This window comes from Nocardia sp. NPDC006044 (genome assembly GCF_042871115.1).
In the GTDB taxonomy this organism is placed as follows: Bacteria; Actinomycetota; Actinomycetes; order Mycobacteriales; family Mycobacteriaceae; genus Nocardia.
Genome location: NZ_JBIAID010000007.1, coordinates 1 through 16,096, shown reverse-complemented (window position 1 = coordinate 16,096; position 16,096 = coordinate 1). Strand labels below are relative to the sequence as shown.

The window sequence follows — 16,096 nt, the reverse complement described above, 5'->3', positions numbered from 1 at the left end:
ACGATAACGATTTCGAGGACTTCATGGATCAGTCGGCTACCCAGGCCGTGACCGAAACGAACGATCGAGCCCCGGCCGCTGACGCCCCGGCCTCGCTGCGCTCCGACCATCGAGCGCCGGATCGGCTGGTGGTGCAGCGCGGCATCTTCACCGGTCCGTCGGCCAAGGTGAGCGACGAGCTGTATGCCGTCGTCAAGGGTCGTGCCCATCGGGAACGCCAGGTGCTGCGGCTGGAAAAGGGAACCGCCGCACACACCAACACCTACTTCGGCCGCTTCGCCGCGAGCTACTGGCAGCGCTGGACCACCGTCACCGAGATACGGGTGACCATGGTGCTGGACGTGACCAAGAAGGCCAGGGTCCGCCTGGTCGCCTCCGATATCGCCGGGCATCGCCGGATCATCGACACCGCGCAGGTCACCGAGAGCGGCCCGCTGGCGCTGAACGCACCGCTGGATCAGTACGTCGACGGCGGCGCGCTCTGGCTCGAATTCGACGCCGTCGGCGGCGATCTCGGCATCACCGAGGTCAGCTGGACCACCGCCGCGCCCGACCACATCCGTCCCGTCGCCATCGCCATCTGCACGTTCAACCGGGCCGAGGACTGCGCGCACACCGTTGCCGCGCTGGCCTCCGACGAGGTCGTGCTCGACGCGATCGACGCGGTGTACGTGGTGGACCAGGGCACCGACCTGGTGCAGAACCGGCCGCGCTACCAGGAGGTGGTGCCGGTCTTCGGCGACAAGCTGCGCTACATCCGCCAGCCCAACCTCGGTGGCGCGGGTGGCTTCACCCGCGGCCTCTACGAGGTGTCCGCGGCCAACGAACACGCCGACGTCATCCTGATGGACGACGACATCCTGTGCGAGCCGGAAACGGTGTTGCGGCTCAACGCCTTCGCCAACATGACGGTCGAGCCGACCCTGGTCGGCGCGCAGATGCTGTTCCTGCTCAACCCCGATTACCTCAATGTCGGCGCCGAAGAGGTGCACCTGCAGCACCTGCGGCACGGCCAGAAGGTGCCGAAGGCGTTGCGCAACACCAGCATGCTCAAGAAGAACCAGGAGCGCCGGGTCGACGCGGGCTACAACGCGTGGTGGACCTGCCTGATCCCGGCCGAGGTGGTGGCGAAGATCGGGCTGCCGGTGCCGATCTTCTTCCAGTGGGACGACGTCGAATACGGCATCCGGGCCAGGGAGCACGGGTTCGTCACGGTCACCCTGCCGAACGCGGCGGTGTGGCACGCGGACTTCTACTGGAAGGACTACGACGACTGGGCGCGCTACTTCAGCACGCGCAACTCGTTGATCGTCGGCGCGCTGCACACCGATCTGGACGCGAAGGCCATCACCCGCAGGCTGTTCCGTGAGCTGTCCGAGCAGCTGGTCGCGATGCAGTACGGGCTGGTGCACACCACCCTGCAGGGCATCGAGGACTTCTTGAAGGGCCCGAAGGTGTTGCAGGACGGCGGCATCGCCGCGCTGGCCGCCGCGCGCGGCACCCGCGCCGACTACGCCGAGACGATCAAGCATCCGGCCTCGACGCCGCCGGTGCGGTCCGGGGACATCCAATTGCGCCGTGCCACCGGCGAACCCAGCCGTCCGGTGCTGGTGCTGATCAAGCGGGCGATCAACCAGTGGTTCGGCCGCACCCAGCACGGCGTCATCGGCGTCACCCGCGAAGACGCGTACTGGTGGCATGTTTCGCTGTTCGACCACGTGGTGGTCACCGACGCCTCGCAGTCCGGCGTCCGGGTCCGGCAGCGGGACAAGGCGCGGGCTCGGCAGCTGCTGCGCCGCACCATCCGGGTGCTGCGCGAGCTGCGCCGCGAATTGCCCGCGCTGCAACAGCAGTACCGCGCCGCGGTGCCGGAGCTGACCAGCCGGGAAAACTGGGAGCGGCTCTACGGCATCGAGAAGGCCAAGCGCGACAACTGATCTCGCACATGGCTGAGGGGACGGGCGAACTACTGCCCGTCCCCTCAGCTGTCGGTACTACCGGCCGAGCGGCGAGTCGTCCAGGAACAGGTCGGTCGTGAGCTTGCCGTCGCCGGGCACGACGCGGTACTTCTCCAGATCCGTGATGCCGTGCGCGGCAAGCACATCGTCATCGATGAAGAAGTTGCCGGAGGTCGACTTGGCCGGCGAGGTGAGCACCAGGTAGGCGGCGTCGGCGTAGATGTCCGGGGTGCGCGAGGTGGCGATCATCTCCTCGCCGCCGAGCAGGTTCTTCACCGCGGCGGTGGCGATGGTGGTGCGCGGCCACAGCGAGTTCACGCCGATGCCGTCGCCCTTCAGCTCCTCCGCCAAACCCAGTGTGGTGAGGGACATTCCATACTTGGCGATGGTGTAGCCGAGCGCCATGCCGGCCCATCGTGGGTTGAGATTCAGCGGCGGGGACAGGGTGAGGATGTGCGGATTGCGGTCGGCCGCCGCCGATTCGCGCAGCGCCGGGATGCTCAGCTTGGACAGCAGGAAGCTGCCGCGGGTGTTGATGTCCTGCATCAGGTCGTACTTCTTCATCGCCAGCGCGTCGGTCGGGGACAGATCGATCGCCGAGGCGTTGTTCACCACGATGTCGATGCCGCCGAACCGCTCCACCGTCTGGCGCACGGCCTCGGCCACCGAGTCGTCGATTCGCACATCGCCGACGAACGGCAGCACCTGGGCGCCGGCCGCCTCCAGCTCGGCCGCGGCGGTGTGGATGGTGCCGGGGAGCTTGGGATGCGGCAGGTCGGTCTTGGCGATCAGCGTGATGTTCGCGCCGTCCGCCGCGGCCCGCTTGGCGATCTCCAGCCCGATGCCGCGGCTGCCGCCGGACATGATGAGCGTTCTACCCGCGAGCGGCTTGGATCCCGGTTCCGTCATTGACCTGCTCCTGTCGTCAGCGCCGCAGGCAAGACCCCGCAGCCTTCCACCGATTGCACACTAAGCGTAAACCCTCGTCATATGCAACGGGTTGCATAGGGAGGTCGGCAGGTGCTGCTCGAGCTCACCGTTGCGCCGGGCGGACGGTCGCCGATGTTCCGCCCGCCCCGCGCTCCGGGTCTCTCGATCAGCGACGAGAGCTGCGTTCCTTATAGCCCTGCCGCTGCTGCTTGGCGATGGCGCGCCAGTCGCGTTTGCGCTCGGCCTCCAGGCGTTTGTCGGTACGGGCCGCCATCCAGGCGTTCTCCTTGGCCAGCTTGCGGTAGCTGTCGAGGCGCCGCTGGGGGAGCTCGCCGCCGTCGATCGCGGCCAGTACCGCACAGCCGGGTTCGCCATTGTGCGCGCAATCGCCGAATCGGCAACGGGCGGCCAGGGATTCGATGTCGCTGAAGGTCTTCTCGATTCCTTCGGTGGCGTCCCACAACCCGATCCCGCGCAACCCCGGGGTGTCGATGAGCGTGCCGCCGTTCGGCAACGGCCGCAGCTCGCGATGCACCGTGGTGTGCCGCCCCTTCTTGTCCGCCGCGCGAACGGCGTTGGTGGCGAACACTTCCTGCCCGAGCAGGGCATTGGCGAGGGTTGACTTGCCCGCGCCGGACGGGCCGATCAGCGCGACCGTGCCGTCGAGCATGGCGGCGAGCACATCCAGCCCGGCGCCGCTGTTCGCGCTCACCGTGAGCACACTCGCGCCGGGCGCGACCGCGCGCACGTCCTCGATCGGAATGTATGCTGCCGCATCGGCTTTGGTCAGCACGACGATCGGTTGCGCGTCGCTTTCCCAGGCCAGGGCGAGCATCCGCTCGATCCGGCCGAGGTCGACGTCCGCGTCGGCGGCGGTGCAGAGCAGCACCGTGTCGACGTTGGCGGCGAGCACCTGGCCCTGCGACCGCCCGGACACCGACGACCGCATGATCGCCGACCGGCGCGGAAGTAGTTGCCGCACCGCCGATTCGGCGTCGATCGTCACCCAGTCACCGGTGCACAGGCCGCTGATCTCGGCATCGGCCCGGGGGCACCGGGCACGGGCAGGCCCGGTCGGTGTGGCGACATCACATTCGCTGCGATCCATCCGGATGACCCGGGCGGGCACACAGCCGTCCTCGATCATCGAGGCGTACTCATCGGCTACGGCTTCGGTCCAGCCGTAAGGAACAAGAAGGTCGTTCTCGACCATGATGGAAGAAGTCTTTCGTTGGGCACCGAGCCCAACCCGGACTCAGCGACTGAAGAATGAGGTGGCGTTCCGTGTGGCGGCGTGCTCGCGCACAGCTCGTCCGGACACGACAATCCGCAGGTCCCTAGCCACGGTCAACACCTCCTCGCCTCTCTTGCAGTCGCCCAACTCTGACATGACCGATTTTCCCGCGCAACCGATTTATTCATCGGTGCGCGACGACTACGGGCGCTGGTCGGGTTTGCCGAACTGCTCGTGCCGCCCGAGCGAGCGCAGATGGAACCATTCGCGCAGGCCGGCCGGGTCGCGGCGGGTCACCAGGAAGAACCAGGAGAAGCGAATCCATTCCTGGGGGAGCAGCTTTCGCATGCCGGGCTGGGACATGAGGTAGCCGCGGTTGCGATAGGTGAAGTACCGCTTGATCGGGTCGTCCGGGTACTGGGTGTGCATGCGGCCGCCGAGGATCGGCTTGAACTCGTCGGCGCCATTGGGATGCAGGTACGCGGTTTGCAGACAGGTGCCGAACGGCAGGCCGGAGCGGACCAGCCTGCGGTGCACCTCGACCTCGTCGCCGCGCACGAACAGGCGCAGGTCGGGCACGCCGATCACGTCGACGACCTTGGCGGAGATCAGGGCGCCGTTGAACAGCGAGGCGATGCCGGGCAGGAAGTCCTCGTCGCCGAGTTCGGAGCGCAGCCGCCGCCAGACCACGCCGCGGCGCAGTGGGAAGGCGAGCTGGTCGGGCTCGTTGATATCGCAGACCACCGGCGACACCTCGACCAACCCGTGCCGCTTCGCGCAATCCAGCAGCGTGGCAAGGACTTCCGGGCCCTCCGGCCTGCCGTCGTCGTCGGCCAGCCAGACCCAGTCCGCGCCGAGGCTGAGCGCGTGCAGCATGCCGAGCGCGAAACCGCCCGCGCCGCCGAGATTGTGCGCCGAACCGAGATAGGTCGACTTGATCGGCTGGTCGCGGACCAGGTCGGCCACCTCGGGCTCGTTCGCATTGTCTACCACGATCAGGTGATCCACCGGGCGAGCCTGGGAGGCAATGACTTTCAGTGATTCGGCGAGCAGCTCGCGACGCTTGTGGGTGACCACGACGGCCACGATGCGAGCCTCCGGACCGGTCTCCGTCGGGATGTAGGTCTCGGCTGCGCTGGAGCTCGGCGGCGCGGAGTCGATCGGGGCATCCGTCCCGGCCTCGATCGGGCTGTCCGGCCCGGTCTGCTCACTCATGCTGTGCCCATTCGGCACGAGTCGGGGCCCTCCGTGGTTACGCGGGCTGCTCCTGCGGGCCCTGACCAACTCATGCCTTGTTCCGCTCCAGTTCTCGTTCGGTTCCCATGGACTTTCCGGCTTCCAATTCGCGCTCGGCTTCCAGCTCACGCAGGACGGTCGCGACGTGGTTGCCCGCGTCCGGCCCCTCATACGCGCGCACCACTTCTTCGATGCCGCCGCGCTGCCGAATTCGGCCGTGATCGATCCACAGCGCGGTATCGCAGAGTTGCGCGAGAAATTCGTTGGAATGACTGGCGAATACCAGGATGCCCGATCGGGCCACCAATTTCTGCAGACGCAGCCGGGCCTTCTTCATGAATTCGGCGTCGATCGCGCCGATGCCCTCGTCGAGCAGCAGGATCTCGGGGTCGATCGAGGTCACCACGCCCATGGCGAGCCGGACCCGCATGCCCGAGGAGTAGGTGCGCAGCGGCATGTACAGGTAATCACCGAGGTCGGTGAAGTCGGCGATCTCGTCGACCTTGGCCAGCATGGACTTGCGCGTCTGCCCGAGGAAGAGCCCGCGGATGATGATGTTCTCGTAACCGGAGATCTCCGGGTCCATGCCGACACCGAGATCGAAAACCGGCGCGACCCGGCCGCGGATGCGGGCACCGCCCCGGGAGGGTTCGTAGATGCCGGCCAGCAGCCGCAGCAGGGTCGATTTGCCCGCGCCGTTGTGCCCGACCAGGCCGACCCGGTCGCCTTCCTTCAGCGAGAGCGTGATGTCGTTGAGCGCCTCGACGACGACGACGTCGGACTGGTTGCGCCCGATCGCGCCGCCGGCCTTGCCGAGGAACGCCTTCTTCAGCGAACGCGATTTGGCGTCGAAGATCGGGAATTCGACCCAGGCATTGCGGGTTTCGATACTCACATGGTCGGTCATCGATACCCTCCTAAACCCAGTACGGCACGCGCGAGCGGAACTGCTTCATCGCGAAGATCGCGACCAGCCAGCCGACCACGGTGATCGCGCCGACGATCACCCAGTGATACAGATGCTGGTCCTCGCCGAGCAGCGGTGCGCGCACGATCTCCAGATAGTGGAATGTCGGGACGATCTCGGCCAGCTTTGCCCGGTCACCGACCGCGCCGCCCTGTGAGGTCAGGCTCTTCGTGCTCCACATCACCGGGGTCAGGACGAACAGCATCAGCGTCAAGCTGCCGAGAATCGGCGCGATATCGCGGTAGCGCGTGCTGAAGATGCCGAACACGATCGACACCCACATCGCGTTGAGGAACAGCAGCCCGAGCGCGGGGATGGCGAAAATCGCTGTCCAGTGCAGTTTTTCCCAGACGCCGAACGCGACCAGCACAATGAAATAGATCACCAGGTTATGCGCGAAGAACAGCAGTTGACGCCAGACCAGGCGGTATACGTGCACGCTCAGCGCCGAGGGCAACTGTTTGATCAGCCCCTCGTTGGCGATGAACGCATCGGCGCCTTCGAGAATGCTCGCGTTGATCACATTCCAGACGATGATGCCGATCGCCACATAGGGCAGGTAGTCCTTGATCGGCTGGTCGAGCAGCGCGGAGTACAGCAGCCCGATTGCCGCGGCCTGCACACCGGTCGCGATGGTGATCCAGAACGGCCCGAGCACCGAGCGCCGGTACCGCTGCTTGATGTCCTGCCAGCCGAGCGACAGCCACAGTTCCCGCTGCCCGAAACCGACGCGGAAGTCCTTGAACGCGCGCCGATAGGTCTGTGAGTCGGACGGGAACGGTTCGGTGTCCACGGGCTCGGCGACCGCGGTCGCCGTCGAGGTCTCGCTGGGGGTCACCTGATCCTCTTCCGCCGCGCCGTCGTCGGAGCGCATCGCACTGTCGTCGGAGGGATCGTCCTCCGAGCGCACGGATTCATCTGAGCTGTCATCTGAACGCACTGAGCTCTCTTCAGGACGCCCCGAACCCATGTCCGAGTCGGGGCGGGCGGCAGCGGCGGGCACGGTGCACGACACTACCCTTGGACATTCCTGCCGACCCGCGTGGACGCGGGTCGGGCACCTCACAAATACTGCCCGGACCCGCCGGTCACGTGATTGGCCGGGCCGCCGCGGGGGTCGCCCGCGTGGATGCCGGGCGGTAGCGCGCCCTGGCGCATCTGCTCCAGTTGCGCCCGCGCGGCCATCTGCTGCGCGAACAGCGCGGTCTGGATGCCGTGGAACAGCCCCTCCAGCCAGCCGACCAGCTGCGCCTGCGCGATCCGCAGCTCGGCGTCGGATGGAATGGCGTCCTCGGTGAAGGGCAGCGTGAGCCGCTCGAGCTCGGCGCGCAGTTCCGGGGCCAGGCCCTGTTCCAGTTCGCGCACCGACGATTTGTGGATCTCCTTGAGCCGGCTGCGGCTCGCGTCGTCCAGCGGGGCCGCGCGCACCTCTTCGAGTAGCTGCTTGATCATGGTGCCGATGCGCATGACCTTGGCCGGCTGCTCGACCATGTCGGCGAGCGATTCGCCGGTATCGTCCCGATCGCCCGACTCGTCCTTCTTGTCCTCATCGGTCACCACCTGCGCGGTGAAGGGCGCGTCCGTCGCGGCCTCCGCTGGGATGACCAACGGGCGGCCGTCCGGTCCGACTACGACGATGTGGTCCGGTGCCTCTTCCGATTGCGTCATGGTCCCTATCATGTCGCGTCGTGCCCGAACGCGCTAAGCCGGTGTTCAGCGGGCCGGGGATAACCGGGTGCGACCGGGTTGCCCCGGTCCCCGCGCGGCGCTCGCGGGCGCGAATGCGCGAGGCCGCGCGGGGCGACCCGGTGGCGTTCTATTCTGTTCGGGTCGTGTGGTTCGGATTTGCTGAAAGTCGGTTGCCATGCTGAGTCCCAGGTCGCTGTGCCCCCGCCAGGAAGCGGAGGGGAACGCAGTTACACAGGCTCGCCCGCTGCCCTTAGAGTGGCCAACATGACTTACGACGTCGCGAGGGTTCGGGGCCTGATACCGTCCCTGGGCGACGGCTGGATTCATCTCGACCCGCAGGCGGGCATGCTGGTGCCCGACGCGGTATCACGCGCCGTCTCAACAGGATTCCGAACTTCCTCTTTTTCGCATATCGGTCGGCATGGCGCGGCGGTGCGCAGCGCCGCCATTCTGGACGCGGCCCGCGAGGCGGTGGCGGATCTGGTCGGCGGCGATCCGGCGGGCGTCGTGCTCGGCCCGGATCGGGCCGTGCTGCTCGCCTGGCTGGCCGAATCCTTGAGCTCGCGGCTCGGGCTCGGCACCGGCATCGTGTTGTCCCGGCTGGACGACGAGGCGAATGTCGCGCCGTGGTTGCGCATCGCCAATAGGTACGGCGCGCACGTGCGTTGGGCCGAGGTGGAGATCGAGACCTGCGAGATGCCGTCCTGGCAGTTCGAGGAGTTGATCGGGCCGACCGCGCGCCTGGTCGCGCTCACCGCCGCCTCGCCGATCGTCGGCTCCGCGCCCGCGGTCCGGGTCGCCGCGGACCGGGTGCACGAGGTCGGCGGGCTGCTGGTCGCGGATGCCTTCGGCGCGGCGCCCTACGCGCTCATCGACATCGACGAACTCAACGCCGACGTGGTCGCGCTCAGCGCGCCCGCCTGGGGCGGTCCGCAGATCGGCGCGCTGGTGTTCCGCGATCCGGCCTTCCTGGACCGCATTCCCTCGATGTCGTTGAACCCCTACGCCAAGGGCGCCGAGCGGCTCGAGGTCGGCGGGCATCAGTACGCCCTGCTCGCCGGGCTGACCACCTCGATCGACTTCCTCGCCGGACTCGACGAACGTGCCCGCGGCAGCCGCCGCCAGCGGCTGGAAATGTCGATCACCTCGTTGCAGGACTACCACGATCAGCTGTTCGAGCACCTGATGGACGTGCTGGACAAGATCCCGAACCTGACCGTGATCGGCCGCGCCTCCACCCGAATCCCCACCGTCAGTTTCACTCTCGCGGGCATGCAGGCGGAAAAGGTCGCCGCCAAGCTCGCCGACAACCGCATCGGCACGCTCAGCGGAGTACACGGCGGCAGCCGCCTACTCGACGCGCTCGGCGTCAACGACGAGGGCGGTGCGGTCACCATCGGACTCGCCCCCTACACCACCAAGTTCGAGATCGACCAGCTCGGCCGCGCCCTCGCCGCCCTGGAGTAGATTTCGCCGCGCACCGCCCGCCGCGCACTAAACGGCGGGCAATCCCCCGCGCACCATGCCAATTCGTGCGCGGCGGCGTGTGTCGTTGCGTTGAGGCGGAGGCTGACAGTCGCCACCGACTCTTGTGCGGCGCTCCAGGTGGCGGGGTAATCCTTTTGCCTCCATGGCGATTCGTCCGCAGCAGCGGGTGTTGATGCCGTTGCGCTGAGTCCGAGCCCGTTTGCCGCGCACCAATTCTCGTGCTGCGTTCGTGATAGGGGGCAACTGTGCGCGCCGTGCCAATTCGTGCGCGGCGGCGTGTGTCGATGCCGCCGCATTGGGGCCGAGCCTGTCTGCCGCGCACCAATTCTCGTGCTGCGCTCGAGATAGCGGGCGACTTCGAGCGCCGGGGTGAATTCGTGCGCCGGGGTGCATTCGTGCGTGGCGCGCCCGCGGTCAGAGGTCCTGTACGCGCAGGATGACCTTGCCGAAGGTCTCGCCGGATTCCAGCAGGCGGTGTGCCTCGCCTGCCTCGGTGATCGGCAGTTCCGCGTGGATGACCGGCGCGACGGTGCCGTCCGCGACCAGCGGCCAGAGGTGGCGTTTCACCTCGGCGATGATCTCGGCCTTGCTGCCGTGTCCGGTGGCCGGCCGGTTGCGCACATTGGTCGCGTGCACCGTGCCCCACTTGCGCAGCAGCGCGGCGATATTCAGCTCGCCGTTGACGCCGCCCTGCATGCCGATGATCACCAGGTGGCCGAAGTTCGCCAGCGCGTCGACGTTGCGGGACAGGTAGACCGCGCCCATGTTGTCGAAAATGACATCGGCGCCGGAGTTTTCGGCGCGCACCGCCTCGACGAAGTCGTCCTCCCGGTAGTTGATCAGCACGCTCGCGCCGAGTTCCTTGCACCGCTGCAACTTCTCCGCCGAACCGGCGGTGACCGCGACCCGCGCGCCGAGGCTGCGCGCCACCTGGATGGCATGCGTGCCGATCCCGCTGCCGCCGCCGTGGATCAACAGCAGGTGGCCCGACCGCAGCCCCGCCGTCATGACCAGGTTCGACCACACCGTCGCCGCCACCTCGGGCAGCCCCGCGGCCGCGCCGAGATCCAGGCCGTCCGGCACCGGCAGCAGCTGTGTGGCCGGCGCGACCACCTGCTCGGCGTACCCGCCGCCGGACAGCAGCGCGCACACCCGATCGCCGACCTGCCAGTCGTGCACCCCGTCGCCGAGCGCGGCGATGACACCGGAGCACTCGAGGCCGATCACCTCGCTGGCTCCCGGCGGCGGCGGGTAAAGACCCTGCCGCTGCATCAGGTCGGCGCGGTTCACCCCCGCGGCCGCCACCTCGATCAGTACCTCGCCGGGGCCGGGCACCGGATCCGGCGCATCCGCCCACGCCATCACCTCGGGCCCACCGAAACCGTTCAGCTCGATCGCATGCACGAGCTCCATAGTGCTCCCGTCCGCCGCGCCGCGAAACGCGGGCCCCACACGATCACCTGGGCGCGATCCGGCGCCGAGGCCGCCCGCCGGCCGATACGCTTTCCCCACAGCAACTTTCCGCAGTTGGGGCCGACATAGAATGAGCATCGTGCATTCCGAACCGAGCAGTCCCGTGACGGCCGAACCGAGGTGGCTCACTCCGGCTCAGCAACGGGCCTGGCGGGCCTACATGGACGGGCACCAGCGGCTGATGGCCACGTTGAACCGGCAATTACAACGCGACAGCGACCTCAGCGTCGCCGAATACCGCATCCTGGTCCTGCTGTCCGAGGCCCCCGGCCGCGCCCTGCGCATGAGCGAACTCGCCGACGGCGTGCTCTCCTCCCGCAGCCGCCTCACCCACCAGATCCGCCGCCTCGAGGGCGAGCGCATGGTCCGCCGCAACACCTGCCTCGAAGACGGCCGCGGCGTCCTCGCCGAACTCACCGACGAGGGCATGCGCCGCCTCGAAGCCGCCGCCCCCGGCCACGTAGAAGCAGTCCGCCGCGACTTCGTCGACCTGCTCACCCCCCACCAGCTCGAGGTCATCGCCGAAGTCTTCGCCCGCATCGATAAGGAAATCGGAGCGCGCCCCCTCTGACCCGTCCGCTACCATCGTGTTCCTGGAGACGTGGCAGAGCGGCCGAATGCACTCGCCTTGAAAGCGAGCGTCGAGAGATCGACCGGGGGTTCAAATCCCTCCGTCTCCGCAACAAACGCCCTGGTCACGCTGTTGGCCTCCGGCGTCCGCGAGTTCGAACCGAACGAACAGCAGCCGTCTTGTCACGGTTTGTCACAACCGCGTTCAAACTCCGGGCGGCTTCGGCCAACGCGTCGGGCTGGCTATGGACGTAGGTCCGCATCGTGAACGCGGCGTCGCAATGCCCCAGCCAGGCCGACACTACCGCGATCGGGACGTTCTGAAGGTGCAGCAGGGTGCCGCAGGTATGGCGGGCATCGTGCAGCCGGATATGCCGCACGCCAGCCAGGGCGCAGACCCGATGCCATTCCCGCGACAGCCTGTCCGGATGCACCGGGTATCCGGCTTCGTCGCACACCACGTATTCACCAGGTCCGTAGCAGTTGCCGAGCTCCAGCCGTTCCGCTGCCTGGGCCGCTCTGGCCTTCTTCAAGGCGGCCGTGATGACCGGCGTCATCGGCAAGGTGCGTTTCGACTTCTCGGTCTTGGTCTCTTTCTCGATGACCTCGCCGTCGACCTGGATTCGGGTGTTCGTGATCGTGACCGTGCCCGCGCTGAAATCGACATCGCTCCAACGCAGCCCGCCGATTTCGCCACGGCGGAGGCCGGACAGCGCCAGGTGCCAGGAATGGCCGGCACGAACCTGATCCGCAGCGGCCAGGACCTTCCGGACATCGGCCGCGTTGTAGGTGTCCATCTCCTTCCGTGACCCGGGCACCCGATCGACCAGATGGGCCACATTGCGTGCCAGGCGGCCTTGCCCCATCTGGGAATCGAGGACCTTGCCAACAATCCGCAACATTGGGTTGATGGTCTGCGCGTTCCAGGTCTTACAAGCGCGGCCGTGCGCGTAGACGAATTCGCCGTCTTGCAAGTCGCTCACCAAGTCATCCAGATGGGCCTTAGCCAATTGCTGAACAGGAAGTGAGCCGTGGCGATCACGGAGCGGCTGAAGGGCATGGCGATAAGCCGCCTTCGTGCTCTTGGCAACCCGCTTGCCACCCAACCACTCCGCACATGCCTGTTCGATCGTGATCACGGAACGGGCAACATACGAGCCACGCGAAACGGCATTGGTGACCTCTGCCAGCGCATCGCGGGCTTCCTTCTCCGTGCGGTATCGCTTACGTGTCTGGCGCCGCTTCCCGGTGGTCGGATCGTTGCCAGCCTCGGTGGTCACCTGGTAGCGAACCGCACCACTCTTGAGCGTGATCTTCTCGATCTGCGGAGGCAGTTGCCGTCTAGTCATGCCGCCGCCTCCTGATCCAACCCGGCAATGTAATCAGCGATGGCCTGTTCAGTGACGAACCGGCGACGACCGATCTTCACCGACCTCAGCTCACCCGTTCCGATCAGCTCGTAGTACTTGCTGTGCCCGATCGGGATCAGCTTCCGGACTTCTTCCTCGTTCAACAGTCTGGACATGCGCCCTCCCTTCCTATGCTGCTTGCTGGATTGCCGAAGTTTTGTCGCGGCCTGGTGGGTCGGCCGCGAGTTGCGCGCGCAGCAATTCGGCTTTCCAAGTCGTACGCCGAGCTATCGAGCCCAGGATGAGGTGTTCACGCAGGGGCCGGGATTTGTCGCCGGGCTCGACCGGTGTCACCCGGTAATGACTGGTGTCGGGCTTCTCGATCCCGGCATCGGCGAGGAGTTGCCGAACAAACGCGACCCGGTCCTGCTTGTGGTCGGTGAGGGTTTTGCCCGACCAACGGCGTGAGACCAGGACCCGGCGACCGGGCAGGCCGAGGGTGTCGCGGCGGTGTGCTTTGCCCCGGCAGCGGCCCGGGATGGTTTTGTCGCTCGCGCCTTGGGGGACGATGCCGTATTCCAGCCACACCGCACACCGAGGCGAGCACGGAGTGTTCTGGAGCTGGGCATGAAGGCGGTCGTAGTGCTCTGCGGCGCGGTCGGATTGGGGTTCGACGATTTCCGCGATGGACTTGGTCAGGTATTTGGTGACGTAGCCGATGGTCCGGCCGGCCTTTTCCGGGATCACGCCGGTGATGGATTTGCGGTCCATCTGCGCACCGAACCGCACCACATGCGCAGGCTCGAGGTCATCGATCTGATCGAGGGTGTCCAGGGCGTCGTCCCAATACTTCAGCGGCTGCCGGGTTTCGGGGTCGAGGAAGGTGGCGTGTTTGTGGTCCCAGACCGGTTGATGCGCGCCGCCGTAGACGCGGTTCTCGGGCTCGAAGTGCGGCCACCACACCTGGTGATAGGTCGCCGCGGTGACCAGCTTGAGGATTTCGCGGGAGATCGCACCGCGGATCAGGATGTGCAGGTGCGGGGCACCGCGCTTCTGCGGTTCGACGGTGGCGAAGTACTGCACGTCCCGGCCGACCGCGCGGCGCAGGTTCTGAATCCAGCGATCGACCAGCTTGGAGAAGAACACGATGTCGCGTGCGGCACGCACATAGTCGTAGCCGTCGATGTTGACCGGTGAGCCGTCAGAGACCGGGCGGCCTTTCTCATCGACTCCGGCGCCGTCGCGGTTGATCCGACCGTAGGAGTCCATCGTGAGGGTGACGAACATCGAGGGCCGATGCTTCCCGTCGTAGACCTTGCCCACGGTGGTCTTGGCGACCTTGAGCCGCGGGAGATCCGGCACATCCTGCCGCCGCCTGGTCGACCGCCGACGCCGATCCTTGCTCGTCGCGTCCAAGGCCGGAAGGCGGCCCCGCAGACCCGTTTCCCGTAGCTCGGCGTCCAGATCCCGGATGACATCGGTGATCCCGGCGGCGAGTTCTTCATCCCCGTCACTGACCGCTGCACGGTATTGGGTGACGAGATCGGCTCGGGCGGTGAGCAATTCGACCTGCACATCGGTCGGGTCGGTCTTGTCGGGTACGAGTTCGCTGCCGGTGTGCCAGCCTTCACGGCTTTGCGCCATCCGCAGCAGCAGGTTCGATTTCGCGCACGCCGGGCACACCGACGCGATCGTGGACTTGCACGGGGAACCCTCATAGGTCACCGTGCCGGTCTTCGGGTCCTCGACGCGCATCGCGATCGGTCGCTTGCACACCACGTGCTGATCAGCGGCAGCTTGAGCGACTTCGTAGAGGTTGGGTAGGGCACGGCGCTGAGCCGCGGTGCCTCCCATCGGGGGCAGTTCGGTGCTGGCGTTCATCAGGCAGCGTCCTTCCGGAAACGAGGGTCGATGCGGGGCATGGCGACGGGTTCGGCGAGGGCGTCGGCGTAGCGGAACACCAGCTCGACCACACCAGGGCCGACGACGGCGGCGCGGCATTCCAAGGCGCCGAAGGTGTGGGCCAGGCGCTCGGCACGGTTTTCGTAGTCGGCGGGGCATTGACCGTCGAGCATGCGCACCTGTATCCGGTCCATGCACTGACCGATCTGGGCATCGAGGAGCCGCGGGACGAACGTCGACGTGTCGGCGGACACGGTGAGTTTGCAGGCTTCCAGGCGTTTGTCCCAGCGCAGCCGGTAGCGCCACCAGCGCAGGAACCGGGTACGCGCGCGGCCGGTGAGCCACCGCTCGAAGGTCTCCGGATGTTTCGCACGCCAGAGCACCATCCCCGCGATGGACACCCCGACCACCACGAGCGCCCACGCCCAGCCGAGGAAAAGGCCGGCGCCGACAGCGAGCGCAATGGGGAACGAGACCATGGGGAACAGCAGCGACCACCAGGCCGTCGCCATCACGAGTTTGAGCAGCTGCCACCCCAGCATCAGCACGGCTTCAAGGACCACCTCCGCCGGTTCTTTGTATGTGTCAGTGGTTTTCGTGGCCATCACGGGGTCTCCTTGTCGAACAGGTCCAGCGCCAACTGTGTCGGCACGGGGTTTCATCGATCCATTTGCGCCACGACTCGTCCTCCGAATCGCGGTAGACGACAGCGGTTTTCACGGTGCGGCGGGTTTCGAGGTGGCAGGTGTAGAGGACTGCGTCGGTGACGTTGCGGGCCTTGGGCAAGGGGCGTACCGACAGTCCGATCAGTACGCCCCACTGCACTTGCGCCCGGATTCAGCGCTCATCGCCGCGGGGCCGGCGGGGATTGGGCGGCCAGGTGCCGCACCGTGCGCATTCGGGGTCGCCGCAGTAGTGCGGGTCGTCGGTCTCCCAGGGTTCCCAGTGCCCGCACTCGTAGCAGTGCATGGCCTCCCCGTGGGGCCACACGCTGACCCGTTCGATAGTCGTCGGTTTCCCGCAGCACAGCGGCCCCGCAGTGGTACTCATGCCGCCCACATCTGGTCATCGACATCGGGTTCGTCGTCCCAGCCGTTGGCGCCGCTGTCAATGAGCAGGCGCACCGAGCGCAGCCGCAGTGCGGCGTCGATCTCGTCGGCGTCGAATCCGTCGTTGTCGTCGTAGAGGTGAACGGTCATGGCAGGGCCTCGATTTCAGGGATGCCGCACACGATGCAGGTGCGCAGGCGAGTGGAGACACCGTCCAGGCGCTGGGTGGCCTGCCAGGTGTCGGGGAAGTG

Annotated in this window: 15 protein-coding genes and 1 tRNA gene; 4 read left to right on the top strand and 12 right to left on the bottom strand. The window is 67.0% G+C overall.

The genetic code is table 11. The features are described from left to right. The first annotated feature begins 23 nt into the window (after positions 1 to 23). Positions 24 to 1,937 (top strand): glycosyltransferase, encoded by a 1,914-nt coding sequence (locus ACFYO1_RS41045; protein WP_387244174.1) that lies wholly within the window; start codon positions 24 to 26, stop codon positions 1,935 to 1,937. A gap of 57 nt (positions 1,938 to 1,994) precedes the next feature. Here the strand turns inward: ACFYO1_RS41045 and ACFYO1_RS41040 are convergent, their stop codons facing one another. The 6 genes from ACFYO1_RS41040 to ACFYO1_RS41015 form a co-directional block, all read right to left on the bottom strand. Continuing rightward, entirely contained in the window at positions 1,995 to 2,867 is an 873-nt protein-coding gene (locus ACFYO1_RS41040) for an NAD(P)-dependent oxidoreductase (RefSeq protein WP_364726154.1), read from the bottom strand. A gap of 187 nt (positions 2,868 to 3,054) precedes the next feature. After that, on the bottom strand, positions 3,055 to 4,101 hold the full coding sequence (rsgA, locus tag ACFYO1_RS41035) for a ribosome small subunit-dependent GTPase A (RefSeq protein WP_387244171.1): 1,047 nt from the start codon (positions 4,099 to 4,101) through the stop codon (positions 3,055 to 3,057). Positions 4,102 to 4,323: 222 nt separating this feature from the next. Continuing rightward, positions 4,324 to 5,337 (bottom strand): glycosyltransferase, encoded by a 1,014-nt coding sequence (locus tag ACFYO1_RS41030; protein ID WP_387244168.1) that lies wholly within the window; start codon positions 5,335 to 5,337, stop codon positions 4,324 to 4,326. A gap of 70 nt (positions 5,338 to 5,407) precedes the next feature. Continuing rightward, positions 5,408 to 6,265 carry an ABC transporter ATP-binding protein gene (locus ACFYO1_RS41025; RefSeq protein WP_387244166.1) on the bottom strand — a complete coding sequence of 286 codons (858 nt, stop codon included), beginning with the start codon at positions 6,263 to 6,265 and terminating at the stop codon, positions 5,408 to 5,410. Between the two features lie 10 nt (positions 6,266 to 6,275). Then, positions 6,276 to 7,199 carry an ABC transporter permease gene (locus ACFYO1_RS41020; RefSeq protein WP_387244616.1) on the bottom strand — a complete coding sequence of 308 codons (924 nt, stop codon included), beginning with the start codon at positions 7,197 to 7,199 and terminating at the stop codon, positions 6,276 to 6,278. A gap of 188 nt (positions 7,200 to 7,387) precedes the next feature. Next, positions 7,388 to 7,993 (bottom strand): bacterial proteasome activator family protein, encoded by a 606-nt coding sequence (locus ACFYO1_RS41015; protein ID WP_387244164.1) that lies wholly within the window; start codon positions 7,991 to 7,993, stop codon positions 7,388 to 7,390. Positions 7,994 to 8,278: 285 nt separating this feature from the next. Here ACFYO1_RS41015 and ACFYO1_RS41010 point away from each other — a divergent pair, with 285 nt between their 5' ends. After that, entirely contained in the window at positions 8,279 to 9,481 is a 1,203-nt protein-coding gene (locus ACFYO1_RS41010; protein WP_150400629.1) for a cysteine desulfurase-like protein, read from the top strand. Between the two features lie 435 nt (positions 9,482 to 9,916). Here ACFYO1_RS41010 and ACFYO1_RS41005 read toward each other — a convergent pair whose 3' ends face one another. After that, positions 9,917 to 10,906, bottom strand: coding sequence for an NAD(P)H-quinone oxidoreductase (locus ACFYO1_RS41005; protein WP_387244613.1), 990 nt, complete (start codon positions 10,904 to 10,906; stop codon positions 9,917 to 9,919). A 139-nt stretch (positions 10,907 to 11,045) separates the two neighbouring features. Between ACFYO1_RS41005 and ACFYO1_RS41000 the strand changes: the two genes are divergently transcribed. Continuing rightward, positions 11,046 to 11,546 (top strand): MarR family winged helix-turn-helix transcriptional regulator, encoded by a 501-nt coding sequence (locus ACFYO1_RS41000; RefSeq protein WP_387244160.1) that lies wholly within the window; start codon positions 11,046 to 11,048, stop codon positions 11,544 to 11,546. 24 nt (positions 11,547 to 11,570) lie between these two features. Then, positions 11,571 to 11,655 (top strand) — tRNA-Ser (locus ACFYO1_RS40995). A gap of 15 nt (positions 11,656 to 11,670) precedes the next feature. Here ACFYO1_RS40995 and ACFYO1_RS40990 read toward each other — a convergent pair. The 5 genes from ACFYO1_RS40990 to ACFYO1_RS40970 form a co-directional block, all read right to left on the bottom strand. Further along, on the bottom strand, positions 11,671 to 12,894 hold the full coding sequence (locus ACFYO1_RS40990; protein ID WP_387244157.1) for a tyrosine-type recombinase/integrase: 1,224 nt from the start codon (positions 12,892 to 12,894) through the stop codon (positions 11,671 to 11,673). Then, on the bottom strand, positions 12,891 to 13,070 hold the full coding sequence (locus ACFYO1_RS40985; protein WP_387244154.1) for a helix-turn-helix domain-containing protein: 180 nt from the start codon (positions 13,068 to 13,070) through the stop codon (positions 12,891 to 12,893). The genes ACFYO1_RS40990 and ACFYO1_RS40985 overlap by 4 nt, the downstream gene beginning before the upstream one ends. Positions 13,071 to 13,083: 13 nt before the next feature. Next, the gene (locus ACFYO1_RS40980; RefSeq protein WP_387244152.1) at positions 13,084 to 14,775 is read right to left on the bottom strand and encodes a replication initiator; all 1,692 of its coding nucleotides are present in this window, start codon (positions 14,773 to 14,775) and stop codon (positions 13,084 to 13,086) included. After that, a complete protein-coding gene (locus ACFYO1_RS40975; RefSeq protein WP_387244149.1) occupies positions 14,775 to 15,401 on the bottom strand; it encodes a hypothetical protein in 627 nt (208 codons plus the stop codon). The genes ACFYO1_RS40980 and ACFYO1_RS40975 overlap by 1 nt, the downstream gene beginning before the upstream one ends. Positions 15,402 to 15,842: 441 nt before the next feature. Next, entirely contained in the window at positions 15,843 to 15,995 is a 153-nt protein-coding gene (locus tag ACFYO1_RS40970) for a hypothetical protein (protein WP_387244146.1), read from the bottom strand. Positions 15,996 to 16,096: the final 101 nt, after the last annotated feature.

What these genes read in the sequence shown, in the direction of transcription:
- ACFYO1_RS41045 (WP_387244174.1), top strand. Translation starts at nt 24, where the DNA reads ATGGATCAGTCGGCTACCCAGGCCGTGACCGAAACGAACGATCGAGCC.
- ACFYO1_RS41040 (WP_364726154.1), bottom strand. Translation starts at nt 2,867, where the DNA reads ATGACGGAACCGGGATCCAAGCCGCTCGCGGGTAGAACGCTCATCATG.
- rsgA (WP_387244171.1), bottom strand. Translation starts at nt 4,101, where the DNA reads ATGGTCGAGAACGACCTTCTTGTTCCTTACGGCTGGACCGAAGCCGTA.
- ACFYO1_RS41030 (WP_387244168.1), bottom strand. Translation starts at nt 5,337, where the DNA reads ATGAGTGAGCAGACCGGGCCGGACAGCCCGATCGAGGCCGGGACGGAT.
- ACFYO1_RS41025 (WP_387244166.1), bottom strand. Translation starts at nt 6,265, where the DNA reads ATGACCGACCATGTGAGTATCGAAACCCGCAATGCCTGGGTCGAATTC.
- ACFYO1_RS41020 (WP_387244616.1), bottom strand. Translation starts at nt 7,199, where the DNA reads ATGCGCTCCGACGACGGCGCGGCGGAAGAGGATCAGGTGACCCCCAGC.
- ACFYO1_RS41015 (WP_387244164.1), bottom strand. Translation starts at nt 7,993, where the DNA reads ATGACGCAATCGGAAGAGGCACCGGACCACATCGTCGTAGTCGGACCG.
- ACFYO1_RS41010 (WP_150400629.1), top strand. Translation starts at nt 8,279, where the DNA reads ATGACTTACGACGTCGCGAGGGTTCGGGGCCTGATACCGTCCCTGGGC.
- ACFYO1_RS41000 (WP_387244160.1), top strand. Translation starts at nt 11,046, where the DNA reads ATGAGCATCGTGCATTCCGAACCGAGCAGTCCCGTGACGGCCGAACCG.
- ACFYO1_RS40990 (WP_387244157.1), bottom strand. Translation starts at nt 12,894, where the DNA reads ATGACTAGACGGCAACTGCCTCCGCAGATCGAGAAGATCACGCTCAAG.
- ACFYO1_RS40985 (WP_387244154.1), bottom strand. Translation starts at nt 13,070, where the DNA reads ATGTCCAGACTGTTGAACGAGGAAGAAGTCCGGAAGCTGATCCCGATC.
- ACFYO1_RS40980 (WP_387244152.1), bottom strand. Translation starts at nt 14,775, where the DNA reads ATGAACGCCAGCACCGAACTGCCCCCGATGGGAGGCACCGCGGCTCAG.
- ACFYO1_RS40975 (WP_387244149.1), bottom strand. Translation starts at nt 15,401, where the DNA reads ATGGCCACGAAAACCACTGACACATACAAAGAACCGGCGGAGGTGGTC.
- ACFYO1_RS40970 (WP_387244146.1), bottom strand. Translation starts at nt 15,995, where the DNA reads ATGACCGTTCACCTCTACGACGACAACGACGGATTCGACGCCGACGAG.